Below are 14849 nucleotides of genomic sequence, written 5' to 3'. Positions count from 1 at the left end.
TTGATTGTTACATGTATATTTCTGAGTATATTTTATTGTCAGAGGAATTGGGCTTGACAACCTGGGCATCAGGATTTGGAAGCTCACTTCCGTCCAGTTCAATCGAAACAAAACCTTTTTCGGTTAAGGGTTGAGGATCTTTTGTAATGAGTTGCAGTCCCGATGCGGTTTCCTCTGTTACACTATCATGTGGTTTTACTTTCGGTTTTTCGTTGAAAAAGTAACGCCAGACCGTTTTTCGGTTTTCCAATAGAATTTCAAAAATGGGAATGGGGGTCTTTATTTGGTTGGGATTCTCTGTAATATTCAATGAAGCAACATCTGCTTTCATTCTGATTTTTATGAGCCCAAACAAATTTTTATTTTGTTCGGCAGGTGTTAATTCCGATTTCAGATTTTTCTCGCCATCAGCCGTCAACAAAAAATCTTCGGACACCACCAGGTGATGATTCAGTAACTTAATTTGCGGAAAGGAAACCGGCTCTGAACCGGGTTTTGTATTACCAAAGAAAAACAGCTTGCCGGCGCTCGAAAACTTAAGATTGGTACAATTAATGAATGTGTGATTTAATGGTTGCAACAAAAAGGTAAGTTCCAATGCATCATCTAACGAAATAAGAGGAATGTTATCATTCGCATCGGTTACCTGCACCCAAATCATGAAGCCGGTGTTCGTCAATGAGAAGACCAAATGCTGACCGGCCAGTAAATTGCGGCTTTTTGCTGTAGGGAAAACCAACAAGAATTTTGAGACTTTGTAGCCGGCAAGCTGTTTTTCTTTGTCCGCTTCGCTCATCGAGAAAAAGTCACTTGTTCCTTTATTCAGAAAATACTGGTGAAATATCCTCACTTCGAAAAGCGGTTTATATTTTATTGAAAATGCCATTTTATTGTAAATTTTCGAGGGTTCCTCCAATGTGTGTGATCACTTCTCGGGTTGATAGTTTTTTCTCCCTGTCGATTTGCAAAATCTGGATCTTGTACAAAACCGAAGGCAATTGCCGGCCGCCAAGTGTTCCCCAAATATGATTGACCACTTCAAATCCGGGGGTGTACAAATCGACGATAAACTTGAAATAATCGAGCACATCGAACGACATATTAGCGCGGTTATAAATGGTGTTGGATGAAGTAAAGATCCGCTTCCCCTGGAAAAATTCGAGTGTCCGGGAAACACTGCGCAAGGAATAGTCGTAAGTGTTACAATTTGCACTTACCAGGAGATAGATATTCAGGTTTACGGGAGGATTCCGGTATTCCGTTTTATTTTTCACAACGCGGGTGGCCGTAATATTCTTCATGGTCACCTCTTCTTCAATGTTAAGCAGAGTCAGAATAACTTTCCCGTCTAACTTGTCGGCATCTTTCGAACCGGATTCCCATAAAGCAACGTTTTCCAGGGTGAGCGATACGTTTAGGCCTACTTCTTCAAAATATTTTTCGAGCTGTTCTTTTAGAATTTGTAAGGTTTCGTATATCATTATTATACACGTTAGGGTTTGTAAATTTTAAAAACCTACACACACAAACATTCTGCATCCCTAAAGGGCTACATACAAAATTCTAATGATAAAAGGGCTTTGGCGTCTATCTTCTGTACTAAAATGAATTCAAAAAAAGAATTCAAGTGATTTAACAGTTAAAGCAAGTTACGACAATAAGATATACTTGTCAATACTTTTATTGATTCTAAATAAACAAGCAACCCCAAACCTCTACTAATCAATGCTATTACGAAAGCATTTATTCCTGAAATAAAAATTATTTAAATTTTTTGCGAGGAAAGAATGATTAAAATAATATTGAACGAAATATCAAAAGCAAGCTCATATTTACAAGCTTTTCGGGTGAAATTTTGATACCAATGTTACACACTTTCCCAATAGCATACTGGTATACATGAGAGACCGGAATCTAAATTAAGTTGCTAATTTTCCTGCTTTAAAACCACCAGCAGTTTTTCAATTTCCTTTACCAAAGCCGAATGCGATCCGTGGAAGTGATTAAACATCATCGAAAACATCAATTTCTTTCCGGAATCAGCTGTGAGATAACCGGCATAACAGCGCACCCGGGTCATCGATCCGCTTTTGGCCTGCAAGGCGTTGTTGGGGAAAAGGTTCTTATCAAACAAATACATGGTCCCGTTTCCCGATGAAGGAAGAGAGGCTACAAAGGCCTCATTACCGGCCATCGACTTAAGCAACTGGATAAAGAACCGAGGCGAAACGGCATTAAAATGCGACAGACCACTTCCATCTTCCATTATTAAATCTTCGGTTTCAAGCCCCTTGCTCTTCCAGAAATCCATTACGCTATCGATTCCGGATTCTCTGTTGCCGACTCCGGCCTTTTCCACTGCAATTTGTTTTAAAAGATGTTCGGCAAAAAGATTTACGCTTTCGTGATTCAATACCTTGACAATCTCGGATAACCGGGGCGAAGTCTGAATATAAATATTCTCGAAATCCTTCTCCTCCACTTTTCGGAATACAATATTACCCTCCAGAAAAATGCCTGCTTTGGTAAACTCTCCCATCAGTTCGCTGGCTAAAACACTCGCAGGATCGGGCATAGATGCCTTAATGGTAAAAGCCTTACGGTTGGCCGGAATGGTTCCCCTCAGTACTCTTTTTTTGTCGAGCGGACTGCCAAAAACATAGGCATTATCGCGGTTCACCTCCGAAGACAGCACTTCGTTGCGAAACTCAATCCCCGGTATTTTGGGATAAGTAGTAAGCACCTCGGTCAATTCACCCACCTTTTGGGGTGAACGGAACGTAATCCGAAACATGTTGTCGTAAACCGTAAATGCATCGGGACCTGCTCCAAAGTAATTCCCCAGGTCTTCCCAAATCCAGGTCGCCGGAACTTTTTCCGAATCGTAAATCGATCCATCCATCACCAAATCGCCTGTGATTTTTTTAATGCCGGCCTCCGAAATTTTGTGCACCCATTCCGTGAGAAAATGAAAATAATGATCCTGAAAATATTCCGACCCCAAAGCAGGATCGGCTCCTCCTTTTACAACCAGGTTGCCTTTTAATTCCCCCTTTTCGTTGATTTTTCCGTCGTAGCCAATCATCGTTTTAAATTGATAATCGTCACCTAAAATATTCAATGCCGTTGCCGCGGTGATCAATTTCATGGTAGAAGCCGGAATGAATAATTTATTGGCATTCAGGCTATATATATTTTCTTCTGACTCAAAAGAGACTACGTCGATACCTACCGAAGCGCTCCGGTATTCTGCCTTCTCCAACAACGCAGAAACGGCATCAGGGAAGTGATTCTGAGCAAAACTACTTAACGATAAAAGGCTAATTATTGAGAGGAGGAAAATGCGTACCATCATTTTTATTACTTTTGAAAAGCTCAAAAATAGCTAATAATATGCTGCGAACCATTTTAATTGTCGGAACCGGAGGATTTATCGGAAGCGTAATGCGCTATTTGGTTCAGCTGCTGGTTGAAAAAGGGTTATCGAGCACTTTCCCGTGGGGAACCTTTATTGCCAACATCGCCGGCAGTTTTATTATCGGGATCGTTTTTGCCCTGGCACAAAAAGGAAACCTGCTAAGTGCCGAATGGAGAATGTTTTTGGCAGTAGGAATTTGCGGTGGTTTTACCACCTTCTCGTCGTTTGCCTATAATAATTTAATGATGCTGAAAGACGGTGTTTACGGGCAATTTACCTGGAACGTTGGGGGCAGTTTGTTTTTTGGCTTGCTGGCTGTTTATCTCGGAATGATTCTGGTGAAAGTGATTTTTTAGAAATAAACGTCCTCTGTTTTTCTATTCCAAAATTTCCCCCTAAGCTGAAACCTGTTTTATACAAAATCGGTAAACCGAATAGAAAAGACATCCATCTAAATCATACAACTATGAATACATCTGAAAAAACCGGGATTCTTAAAATTTATGTTGGAGAATCCGACAAAATCAACGGGCGGGTGCTGTTCGAGGAAATTGTTTTTGAAGCGCGAAATGCGGGTCTGGCAGGAGCTACCGTTTACAAAGGTGTTATGTCGTACGGAGCCAGCCACTCTATTCACACCATGAAGATTTTTGCGTTATCAAACGATTTACCGGTGATCATCGAAATCATCGACAATATTGAAAAGCTCGATCAGTTTTCTGAAAAGGTGAACAAAATTATGGAAGCCAGTAAACGTGGCGGACTGGTGACTTTCCAGGAACTAAGTGTAATTCGCTACGAAAAAGGAGAGAAATACAGATAAGCCCTTCGATCCATATTTTGTCCCCCAAAAATAAAAACCTCCGTTGCCAACCGAAGCGGGTTCACAATATCGCTGAACATAAACCAGCCCCATTAGTAAATAAATGTAGCCTCCGCAAGTTTGAACTTGTTCCGGTAAAGCCCGGCTAAATAATTTTAAATGGCAAAATCATTGTATTATCGATTTATAATCATTCAAAACAAGACCGATAATAATTTGGCTTAAGTAGCGTCTGCTCAATGAAGTTCAGCGAATTACAGGTACACCGCCAAAATAAAACACCTTAATATCCTTTATTTCAATATTTTAACTAAATGTTAATAAAGTTTTTACTGACTTCAATTAGCAATCCTTCAGGCAGTAATGGACTAATATTTTATATTTTCACGCCTCGTTAAAACAGCCGATTTTAGTTGCCAGAACAACGCTGCTACTGCTTGCTGTTTCAACTACGAAAAAATCAAAAATTAACTATAATGAGTTTTACACACGAAGTAGAAGGTATGATTTGTGTAGCACAAGGTACAAATCATGGCCCGGCTCCAATTCCGGAAGAAGGACGTTGGGTAAAAGCCAAACAAGTTTCAGACATTTCGGGTTTAACCCACGGTGTAGGTTGGTGTGCTCCGCAACAAGGTGCATGTAAACTAACCCTGAATGTGAAAGATGGTATTATTGAAGAAGCATTGGTTGAAACGATCGGTTGCACCGGTATGACTCACTCAGCTGCCATGGCTTCTGAAATTCTTCCCGGAAAAACAATTCTTGAAGCATTGAATACCGACCTTGTTTGCGATGCAATCAACACTGCCATGCGCGAACTTTTCTTACAAATTGTATACGGTCGTACTCAAAGTGCTTTCTCTGAAGGTGGTCTTCCAATCGGCGCCGGTCTTGAAGATTTAGGAAAAGGTCTTCGTGGAGTAACCGGTACTTTGTACGGAACAACAGCAAAAGGTCCCCGTTACCTTGAAATGGCTGAAGGTTACATTACAAAAATCGGTTTGGACGCTGACAGCGAAATTATCGGTTACGAATTTGTAAACCTTGGTCGTATGATGGATATGATCAAAACAGGTATGGACGCTAACGAAGCAGTTCAAAAAGCTTCAGGAAAATATGGCCGTATCGCTGATGCAGTTAAAGTTATTGACCCACGTAAAGAATAGGAGAAAAAATTATGCCATTATTTGAAAGTTACGACAGAAGAATCAAACAAATTGATGCATTCTTAAACGCAAACGGCATTTCTTCTATCGAAGAGGCCAAAAAAATATGTGATGAAAAAGGTGTTGACGTATACGAAATCGTTAAAGGCATTCAGCCTATCGCATTCGAAAACGCCATGTGGTCGTACATTGTAGGCGCTGCCGTTGCCATTAAACGTGGACAAACAGCTGCTGCTGACATTGCCGCAACTTTAGGTGAAGGTTTACAGTCGTTCTGTATTCCGGGATCGGTTGCCGACGACAGAAAAGTAGGTATCGGCCATGGTAACCTGGCTGCTATGTTGCTTCGCGACGAAACTAAATGTTTTGCTTTCCTGGCAGGACACGAATCATTCGCTGCTGCTGAAGGTGCAATTGGTATTGCAAAATCGGCTAACCGTGTTCGTAAAGAACCTTTGCGTGTTATTCTGAACGGTTTAGGAAAAGACGCCGCAAAAGTTATTGCCCGTATCAATGGTTTTACCTACGTTCAAACTGATTTCGATTATGCTACAGGCGAATTGAAAGAAGTACAACGCAAAGCCTACTCTGAAGGCGATCGCGCAAAAGTAAACTGCTACGGTGCCAACGATGTACGCGAAGGTGTTGCCATTCTTCACAGCGAAGGTGTTGATGTATCGATTACAGGTAACTCAACTAACCCAACCCGTTTCCAGCACCCTGTTGCAGGTACGTACAAAAAAGAATGTATCGAGCAAGGTAAAAAATACTTCTCAGTAGCATCAGGTGGTGGTACTGGTCGTACACTTCACCCGGATAACATGGCTGCCGGTCCTGCTTCTTACGGTATGACAGATACGATGGGCCGTATGCACTCTGATGCACAGTTCGCAGGTTCTTCATCAGTTCCGGCTCACGTTGAGATGATGGGATTGATCGGAATGGGTAACAACCCAATGGTTGGTGCTTCTGTTGCTGTTGCTGTTGCAATCAGCCAGGCTTAATTTCGCTAAAAAACCATTCGAAATAATTCAAGCTCTGTCAGGTTTCCTGGCAGGGCTTTTTTATTCATGCAATTTGTAGAAAGCAACGGTATGACCGACAAAATTATACAATTTGGGGCCGTATGCACTCTGATGCACAGTTCGCAGGTTCTTCATCAGTTCCGGCTCACGTTGAGATGATGGGATTGATCGGAATGGGTAACAACCCAATGGTTGGTGCTTCTGTTGCTGTTGTCGTTGCAATCAGCCAGGCTTAATTTCGCTAAAAAACCATTCGAAATAATTCAAGCTCTGTCAGGTTTCCTGGCAGGGCTTTTTGTTTTTCGATGAAAATGGGAAGAATATCTCACCGACTTCGAATCATATTAAAATTTCAGTGGCGTTAATACCAATATGGTTAATTGAAATATTTTTCTGAAGGTGAACTTGTAGGCCGCAAACCATGCAACTTTTTAATGACGTCCGTTCGTCAGCCGGCCTCTTTTGATCAAGTGCTGAATCGAAACAAAGTCTTACGGAGAACGGGAAGCTCCGAAGATATGAGGAGATCACCCGTCCGAAGTTAGGCTTTGTGAAGATGAAGAGCGAAGAGCAAAAGCAGCCTTGATCTTTGTGCTTACTATTTGGATTAAGCCAAATAGTAAGGCTTCCGGCAGGAAACGGTATGACCGACAAGATTATACAATTTTGGGCCGTATGCACTCTGATGCACAGTTCGCAGGTTCTTCATCTGTTCCGGCTCACGTTGAGATGATGGGATTGATCGGAATGGGTAACAACCCGATGGTTGGTGCTTCTGTTGCTGTTGCAATCAGCCAGGCTTAATTTCGCTAAAAAACAATTCGAAATAATTCAAGCTCTGTCAGGTTTCCTGGCAGGGCTTTTTTATTCAAAACGGTTTCATCATCTTTGCATCCTTATTTTCGAACCAATGATCGATAAAAACAAAGAAAAAGTTATAGCAAAAGCAGTTGAATTGTTCGACGAAGGATATGCCTGTTCCCAGTCGGTTTTACTGGCATTTGCTCCGAATTTCGATTTGGACGAACGAACTGCTAAGCTCATTTCTTCCACTTTTGGAGGCGGAATGGGACGTTTGCGCGAAACATGTGGTGCCGTTACGGGCGGTTTTATGGTGCTGGGTCTGGCCTTTGGAAATGAAATTCCAAACGATATGGAAACAAAGCTCAACAGCTACAAAAAAGTACGCGAATTAAACAAACGGGTAACCGAAATTCACGGCACATCAAACTGCCGCCAACTTCTTATTAAACACGCCTCCGAACAACAGGTACAAGACCGCCTGCACCACAAGCTTATTTGCCGGCAGCTTGTGGGCGATACCACCGGGCTTGTTTTCGATATTTTAAAAGACGATCACAAAATTTAGGAGTAATCTTTTCCGCCGTAATTTACTACGAACAAAACCAAACTCCTCCCCTTCCTCCTCATTAATACGCTGAACAACAGGCGCAACTATCGTTGCAAACCTGTATGAAAAACACTACCTTTCGCGGAAAATAAACCGGCGGCCGAATTCAGCATTAATTATCCGTTAATCTCGCTCAATTATTGAAACAATTTAAGGCTTGACGCGTTTACTTTTCTGAATTTTAATTTTTAGTTGATTAAGTTAAACAATTAATAAAAACAACTCAAGATGTTAATTAGCGACGTAAAAGCAAGAGAAATTTTAGACTCACGCGGTAATCCAACCGTAGAAGTTGAAGTGTTACTCGAAAGTGGCGCATTCGGACGCGCAGCCGTTCCTTCAGGTGCCTCAACCGGTGAAAACGAAGCGCTGGAATTACGTGATGGCGACAAAAGCCGTTACCTCGGAAAAGGTGTATTAAAAGCAGTTGAAAACGTAAATACTATTATTTGCAAAGAGTTGGTGGGTATGGACGCAACAGATCAGGTTGCTATCGACCGTAAATTGCTCGAACTGGATGGTACAAAAACAAAATCAAACCTGGGAGCCAACGCCATGTTGGGTGTTTCTTTGGCGGTAGCAAAAGCTGCTGCTGAATATTCTGAACTTCCATTGTACCGTTACATTGGCGGAACCAACGCAAAAACGTTACCTGTTCCGATGATGAACATCATCAACGGTGGTTCGCACTCTGATGCAACTATCGCTTTCCAGGAATTTATGATTCGCCCGATTGGCGCTGCTTCTTTCCGCGAAGGTTTGCGCATGGGTGCTGAAGTTTTCCACGCACTGAAAAAAGTATTGAGCGCTAAAGGTCTTTCAACAGCTGTTGGCGACGAAGGTGGTTTTGCCCCGATGTTAGGCGGAACTGAAGAAGCCATCGAATCGATTCTTACTGCGATTAAAAACGCCGGGTACAAACCGGGCCGTGCCGAAGACGGTGGCGATGTTTCTATTGCCATGGACTGCGCTTCATCAGAATTCTATGTAAACGGTGTATACGATTACGGAAAATTCGAGCCAAACGGTGTAAAACGTACTTCTGAAGAACAAGCGGATTACCTTGCTGAACTGATCGCAAAATATCCGATCGATTCTATCGAAGACGGTATGGACGAAGGCGACTGGGACGGCTGGGTAAAACTGACTGAAAAAATCGGTGACAAATGCCAGCTGGTGGGCGACGACCTGTTCGTAACCAACGTGGAGTACCTGCAAAAAGGTATTGAACTGGGAGCGGCCAACTCGATCCTGATCAAAGTAAACCAGATTGGTACACTTACCGAAACACTCGATGCCATTGAAATGGCTCACCGTGCAGGTTACACTTCGGTAACTTCTCACCGCTCGGGTGAAACCGAAGATGCCACCATTGCCGACATCGCTGTTGCAACCAACGCCGGACAGATCAAAACAGGTTCTTTGAGCCGTTCAGACCGTATGGCAAAATACAACCAGCTGCTTCGTATCGAAGAAGAACTGGGCGAAAGCGCTATCTACGGATACAAAAAAATCTACAAGAAGTAAGCTTATTTCTTAACGATATTTCGAAACCGCTTCGTCAACCGACGGGGCGGTTTTTCTTTTAAACTCCCCGCTACACTCCAACCTTGGGATAACGCGTAAAATCCGGTGGATTTCATTTTTCAAGCATCGATTTCAGTTCCTCTTAAAGGAAATTTTTGCAACTATTTGCCTGGAGGCCATACTCTTTGGCATGCCCCAAGCCGCCTTCGGGAAAAAGCGTTAAGAAAATAAATGCAGTGAGCGTTAAAAATCAAGGTTGTTTGATCCGTCGGCTGACGGTGAGTTTCCTTGATTTTAGTGAACGGAATTTATTTTTAGCTTTTTAACGTCAGCGGCGGCATTTTTTGCCTACCTTTTTTTGCTGTAAAAAAAAAGTAGGTCGCAGCGAAGCGAGAAATATAGTACTGCCTTATGGTTTTTATAATCCGGGCAATCTATTGGTCAGAAAAAATATTTGCCCTAAATGAAATTTAAACTGATCACAACCCTGCCCCTATTCTATTATTTCATTGTAAAGTTATAATGGTCCTTGGCGCGTTTTATTTTGACATTCGTTCGCATCTGATAAAAATATTGCATTTTAGGCTCACCAAAATCGACTAAGATGAAACGACGTAACGCAATTAGAATAGCGACCGGCGCTATTATTGGAGGTGGAGCCGGAATCATTACGCTTACCCAGGCTTTTAAGCCCGAACCGCTTCCCGAAAAACCGGCACAAAAACTCGAACCCGGTGAAAATACAACTGGCTGGCAATATGCCCGTTTAGATCCGGCAGAATCGGGGGAAATAGCCTACAGCCAATACAGTGTCGGAAGCTGCATGTATGCCACTTTTTACGGTGTGGCTTCGCAAATTGCAGCCAAACTGGGAGAGCCTTATGCTTCTTTTCCGTTCGACATGATGAAATACGGCCACGGAGGTGTGGGTGGTTTCGGAACCTTGTGTGGTGCGCTTAACGGCGGCGCTGCGCTGTTGGGGTTGTTTGTTAGCGATAAAAAAACACGCGACAGCCTGATAAACGATCTGTTTCAATGGTACGAAAACAGCCAGCTTCCGGGGTTTAAACCACAAAAAGCAGCAATGAACTACACACCGGCATCGTCGGTTTCTCATTCTACGCTTTGCCACGCTTCTACCGCCAACTGGGGAAAAGCGTCGGGATTTACAATCGACAGCGACGAGCGGAAAGAAAGGTGCCGCCGCTTATCGGGCGAAGTAGCAGCCAAAGTTACCAGCACATTAAACACCTTTTTTAGCAACAATTATGTAACCGAATACCCCAACAACGAAAACGCCGGGGCATGCCTTACCTGCCACGGTCAGGAGGGGAAACTGAACAATATCAGCGGACAAATGGACTGTAACTCCTGCCACACCCAATCGGTGGCGCATAAAGTTTTTGGCGATGTACATTACAAATACATGAAAGCCCGGTAGTACATCCCCGGGCTAAAGCCTGGGATTAGTCACACAGGCTAAATGACTTTTGGGCACAGCCCTAGAAAACAATCATGATTCCCGGGAATTACCAACAGGAATAAAAGGGCGGCTTGTCGACAGCATTTCATAAAAAGAGTTAGATGCCAAGGCGCATAGAGCGATTGTGCCTTGAATAGCCTATTGATTGCGCCTTTTATTTACCTGCACCCTACCCCGGGTTTCACCCGAGGTTAGTCATATTTTATCCCTTCGGGACATTGAGCTGAATTACAAAGTTAAGACGCGTTAAGCTGACATTGATGTTTGCCCCCTGCCTTTTTATGGCGCTGAAAGCGTTGAACCTGATTAACCCGGTGTGTAACTCCGGGATGAAATGACCGAAGGAAAATCGTCCGGAACACTTGGTTGATCATAGATTAACAGCACTTCCGGACGAAAAATAGCTGTCTTTCGTTGATCAACTTTCAGAAAAAAAAAAGCACTCCCGAAGGAGTGCCTCTTAAAAAATAATCCCCAATTCACACCCCAGGTGCAATTTCTTCTTCTACATCGGTCTTGTTTTTTCGTTTTTTCACCACCTCGTTGTTGGCGGCAATAATTTCGGCCACCGTTCGGGCATAAGTGCCGTAGGCAGCGTTGTTAATCTGTTCCATTACATTGAGGTAAGGTACCAGCTTTTTATTAACCAGCTCCACCACTTGCGTTTTCAGTAAGGACGCATTTTCGAGCGTGCCTTCTTCTCCCTGTGCTTCCTCGTAACTCAGGCGGTTGGCTTCGAAATCGGTCTGTGCCGTTTGCAGCGCTGCCACATAGGTGTCGCATTGCGGAAGAAGCGCGATGTTGCTTACAGCCTTGGGTTTACCCAAATCGGCCAGCAGCGAATTAATCAGCGAACTTTCGCGTGTCAGGCTTTCTACTTTCATTTCGAGGCCGTAATTGTTAAAAATATCGAGCAGGTAGAGCGCCGCTGTTCGGATCGCCTGGTCGGGGTGATGCGAAAAACCCAGCAGCAGGTAGTACAAAGCGTCGATTTTATCGTCGCGGTTTTCGTCGTAAGCTTTGGCTTCGCTCTTTTCTTTCATCCGGCGTATTGCCCCACTTAACAGGACCGAAGCCGGTTTCAGTTCACCAATTATGTATTCCATATTGGGGTCGAAATTCAAGGGGTTGGTATCGTAGCCCCTGATAACCTGTGTGGCAACACCGTCGACCTCGGTGGTGCGGCTGTTCGCAATTAACGGTTGAATAGACATACTCTGAATTTTGGTTTAACATTAGCACCGTAACACATTCGTACGACATGATTTTGGGTGCCTGATAACTTTTATCGCCACTTAAATTACATGAAACAACCGAATAACACAATAGAATACAATGTGTTACTGAGCATCTTGTTTTCCGGGTGGCATGTACATCCACCGCTACACTGCGGTTTCCGGAAGTCGGTGGTGAATCGCCACGTGCTGAAAAAATGGTTCGTCAAGGCTTGGTGACTTACCACGGGGCAAAAAATTGATTTTTCGGTGTATGGTAAATCACCACGCCATCAAAAATTGATTTTCCGGCGCATGGTAACTCACCACGTCATGAAAAAATGATTTTTCGATGCATGGTGAATCACCACGTGATGAAAAATTGATTTTTCGATGCATGGTAACTCACCACGTGATGAAAAATTGATTGGCGGCCTTTTGTCAGGCGAAAACGGCGGGTTTGGATTAAAGCCCGGCAACAAAGTTCTCCGTTTTGCCCCCGGCATTAATGGGCTTACCGAAAAAGTAAATGATACGCAAAGCACGCAAAAAAAGAAGCTAATGATGAGCAATCTGCGACCTTTGCGCTTCTTTTGTGTGTTTGCGAGAACCTGTTTTTGCCAACTTTTTGGCCAGCCCCCCAAGGGGCTTTAGTCCTCGATTCCTGTTTTCGTAAAATTTTACTTCGGGCGCCACCGAAACAATTCTTTTGTTAAATTAGTAGCTCCACTTCAGGTGACACCCGGAACGAACAGCAGCGAGAGATTTGCCACCCTTAGACAATGGATCGATAAGAGCGAAATAGGTGTAGAGTCTATAGACTCACATTAGCCTCTGTGAAACGATAAAATAAGTAATTATGAAATATATTGAAAAAGTCGAAATACAATATTTTAGGTCATTAAAAGATTCGAAAATCAAAGACCTAAAGGAGCTAAATATTTTTTCTGGAAAAAATGATTCTGGAAAATCAAATGTTTTGAAAGCATTCGATTTATTTTTCAATATAAAGGACACAAACTTCTTGCTAGATTATAATAAAGAAAGATTGCAAGAAGTACGCAGTGAGTCAGTAAAAGGGAAACAATATATTTCTATCAAAATTCATTTTTTGAATCCTGGTGGTTTTAGCTCATTGCCGGAAAAATTCTACATCGTTAGAGTTTGGGATAGAACTGGAAAAATAGTAACAGAAAAGCATAATCTAAAACAACAGTTTGACGCAGGAAAAATTAAAGCAAAAAGTTATAACAGATGTTTGGGAGGTCTTACTAAATTCTTAAATAGAATTGAATATACTTATGTTCCAGCAGTTAAAGATGAACGCTTTTTTTACTATTTACTTGAACTTCTTCAAAAAATATTATTTGAAAAGAGTAGAAAAAATACAATTTCAAGAATAGATAGTATAACAGGAGAATTCAATGCTGAACTTAACAGCATTACTAATGATTTAAGTAATGAATTTCAGCAAATTACTGGAATAGATTCTACATTGAATTTTCCTACAGAAATAGCCGAGTTATTTCAACGACTAATTATCGATACTAAGTCTGGTAATCATAAAATACCTTTACAAAATAGAGGTGAAGGAATTCGGATGCGTTATATTCCTACAATTCTGAATTATATCTCTAGGAATTCTAAAAGCTTCCATATTTGGGGTTTTGACGAGCCAGAAAACTCTTGTGAATATTCTTTAGCTAAGGAGTTGGCTCAAACATTCGCGTCTGAATATATAAAGAACAGCCAGATTTTTGTTGTTACTCATTCATTCCATTTTATTTCACTTGCGAATGAAAAAATATCAAGATTTCGTGTTTATAAAGACGAGAATGGAATTAGCTCGAAAGTAGTGTTCTTGGATAAAAAAAATCTTGAAGAATTAGAAAGTGAACTTGGGATAATCCAAATAAATGAGAAACTTGCTGAGCTATATAGCTCATTTGTAAAAGAAAGAGAAGAAATAAAAATTATTAAATCAAAATTAGAAGAATCCACAAAACCCTTTCTCATATTTGAAGGTCCTTCTGACAATCAATTATTCTCGACTGCTTATAAATTCCTAAAAAATAAAGAAATTATTTCTGATTATATTCTATGTGAACATCAAACTAATTCTAATGGTTCCACTATTGGTTCAAATGCGCCAGATATAAACAAATATTTGCATAGCCATATTACAAAAACTCCAATCGACAATATAATAATTGCAATATTTGACTATGACAATGAGGGATTTAACGAATTCAAAGCATTAAAAAAATCAAACATCTACACTAATTTTTCGGTGGATGGAATTACATTTAGAAATGTACTTCAACATAAAGACAAAAAAAACGTTTTCGCAATTACTTTAGTTCCACCTCCTTTCAGAGAAATTTATGTTCATCCAGACAATTCAAACTATTGCTACTTGACTACCGAGTTACTTCTTGATGACAATTATATTCCGGTAGCAAATAAAGTTTATCCAACACTTTTTGATAAAAGTGTATTTTCCTTTCATGGGAAAAAAGTATCCTTTGCTCAGAAAATAGATGAAAAAGCCGCAAACGGAGAGGTTATTGATTTTTCTGGTTTTAAAGGCACTTTAGAGTTAATTGAGAAACTTGTAAACAATGCTAATTAAAAAACACCTCCGTTCGCGCCGATTCCTGCCTGCCTGCAGGCGGGTGCAACCATTGCACCCTCCGCAAAGATGTATAAATGCAGCTTTTAGTTGTTGGCGAAGGAACGGATTAAAATCAACGTACAAGCGATTAAAAACTATAAACCA

At 41.6% G+C, this 14849-nt stretch carries 14 protein-coding genes and 1 pseudogene; 11 read left to right on the top strand and 4 right to left on the bottom strand.

The window, feature by feature from the left end; translation table 11 throughout:
* Positions 1–7 precede the first annotated feature (7 nt).
* The 3 genes from MR764_RS12790 to dacB all read right to left on the bottom strand — a co-directional run bounded on the left by MR764_RS12790 (position 8) and on the right by dacB (position 3355).
* Complete coding sequence (locus MR764_RS12790; protein WP_247979816.1) at positions 8–886, bottom strand: hypothetical protein; 879 nt, start codon at positions 884–886, stop codon at positions 8–10.
* Between the two features lies 1 nt (position 887).
* A complete protein-coding gene (locus MR764_RS12785) occupies positions 888–1481 on the bottom strand; it encodes a DUF4255 domain-containing protein (RefSeq protein WP_247979815.1) in 594 nt (197 codons plus the stop codon).
* Between the two features lie 446 nt (positions 1482–1927).
* Positions 1928–3355, bottom strand: coding sequence for a D-alanyl-D-alanine carboxypeptidase/D-alanyl-D-alanine-endopeptidase (dacB, locus tag MR764_RS12780; protein ID WP_247979814.1), 1428 nt, complete (start codon positions 3353–3355; stop codon positions 1928–1930).
* 38 nt (positions 3356–3393) lie between these two features.
* Between dacB and crcB the strand changes: the two genes are divergently transcribed.
* From crcB to MR764_RS12735, 9 genes and pseudogenes are all read left to right on the top strand, one after another.
* Positions 3394–3774, top strand: a complete 381-nt coding sequence (gene crcB, locus MR764_RS12775; protein ID WP_247979813.1) for a fluoride efflux transporter CrcB — start codon at positions 3394–3396, stop codon at positions 3772–3774.
* A 110-nt stretch (positions 3775–3884) separates the two neighbouring features.
* Positions 3885–4241, top strand: coding sequence for a DUF190 domain-containing protein (locus MR764_RS12770; protein ID WP_247979812.1), 357 nt, complete (start codon positions 3885–3887; stop codon positions 4239–4241).
* A 476-nt stretch (positions 4242–4717) separates the two neighbouring features.
* Positions 4718–5410 (top strand): hypothetical protein, encoded by a 693-nt coding sequence (locus tag MR764_RS12765; protein WP_247979811.1) that lies wholly within the window; start codon positions 4718–4720, stop codon positions 5408–5410.
* 11 nt (positions 5411–5421) lie between these two features.
* Positions 5422–6414, top strand: coding sequence for a GGGtGRT protein (locus MR764_RS12760; protein ID WP_247979810.1), 993 nt, complete (start codon positions 5422–5424; stop codon positions 6412–6414).
* An 81-nt stretch (positions 6415–6495) separates the two neighbouring features.
* A pseudogene (locus MR764_RS12755) lies at positions 6496–6671 on the top strand (GGGtGRT protein); the annotation flags it as partial.
* 355 nt (positions 6672–7026) lie between these two features.
* Positions 7027–7239 (top strand): GGGtGRT protein, encoded by a 213-nt coding sequence (locus MR764_RS12750; protein ID WP_247979808.1) that lies wholly within the window; start codon positions 7027–7029, stop codon positions 7237–7239.
* Between the two features lie 106 nt (positions 7240–7345).
* Entirely contained in the window at positions 7346–7804 is a 459-nt protein-coding gene (locus MR764_RS12745; protein ID WP_247979807.1) for a C-GCAxxG-C-C family protein, read from the top strand.
* A 270-nt stretch (positions 7805–8074) separates the two neighbouring features.
* The gene (gene eno, locus MR764_RS12740) at positions 8075–9373 is read left to right on the top strand and encodes a phosphopyruvate hydratase (RefSeq protein ID WP_247979806.1); all 1299 of its coding nucleotides are present in this window, start codon (positions 8075–8077) and stop codon (positions 9371–9373) included.
* A 604-nt stretch (positions 9374–9977) separates the two neighbouring features.
* On the top strand, positions 9978–10814 hold the full coding sequence (locus tag MR764_RS12735; RefSeq protein ID WP_247979805.1) for a C-GCAxxG-C-C family protein: 837 nt from the start codon (positions 9978–9980) through the stop codon (positions 10812–10814).
* A gap of 521 nt (positions 10815–11335) precedes the next feature.
* Here MR764_RS12735 and MR764_RS12730 read toward each other — a convergent pair.
* Complete coding sequence (locus MR764_RS12730) at positions 11336–12070, bottom strand: DUF6261 family protein (protein WP_247979804.1); 735 nt, start codon at positions 12068–12070, stop codon at positions 11336–11338.
* A 393-nt stretch (positions 12071–12463) separates the two neighbouring features.
* Between MR764_RS12730 and MR764_RS12725 the strand changes: the two genes are divergently transcribed.
* Together MR764_RS12725 and MR764_RS12720 are read left to right on the top strand one after the other, a co-directional pair.
* Positions 12464–12724 (top strand): hypothetical protein, encoded by a 261-nt coding sequence (locus MR764_RS12725; protein WP_247979803.1) that lies wholly within the window; start codon positions 12464–12466, stop codon positions 12722–12724.
* Between the two features lie 205 nt (positions 12725–12929).
* Complete coding sequence (locus MR764_RS12720; RefSeq protein ID WP_247979802.1) at positions 12930–14702, top strand: AAA family ATPase; 1773 nt, start codon at positions 12930–12932, stop codon at positions 14700–14702.
* Positions 14703–14849: the final 147 nt, after the last annotated feature.

The sequence above is a fragment of the Maribellus sp. YY47 genome, from assembly GCF_023111095.1.
Classification (GTDB): Bacteria; Bacteroidota; Bacteroidia; order Bacteroidales; family Prolixibacteraceae; genus Draconibacterium.
This window is presented reverse-complemented; position numbering and strand designations above follow the sequence as displayed.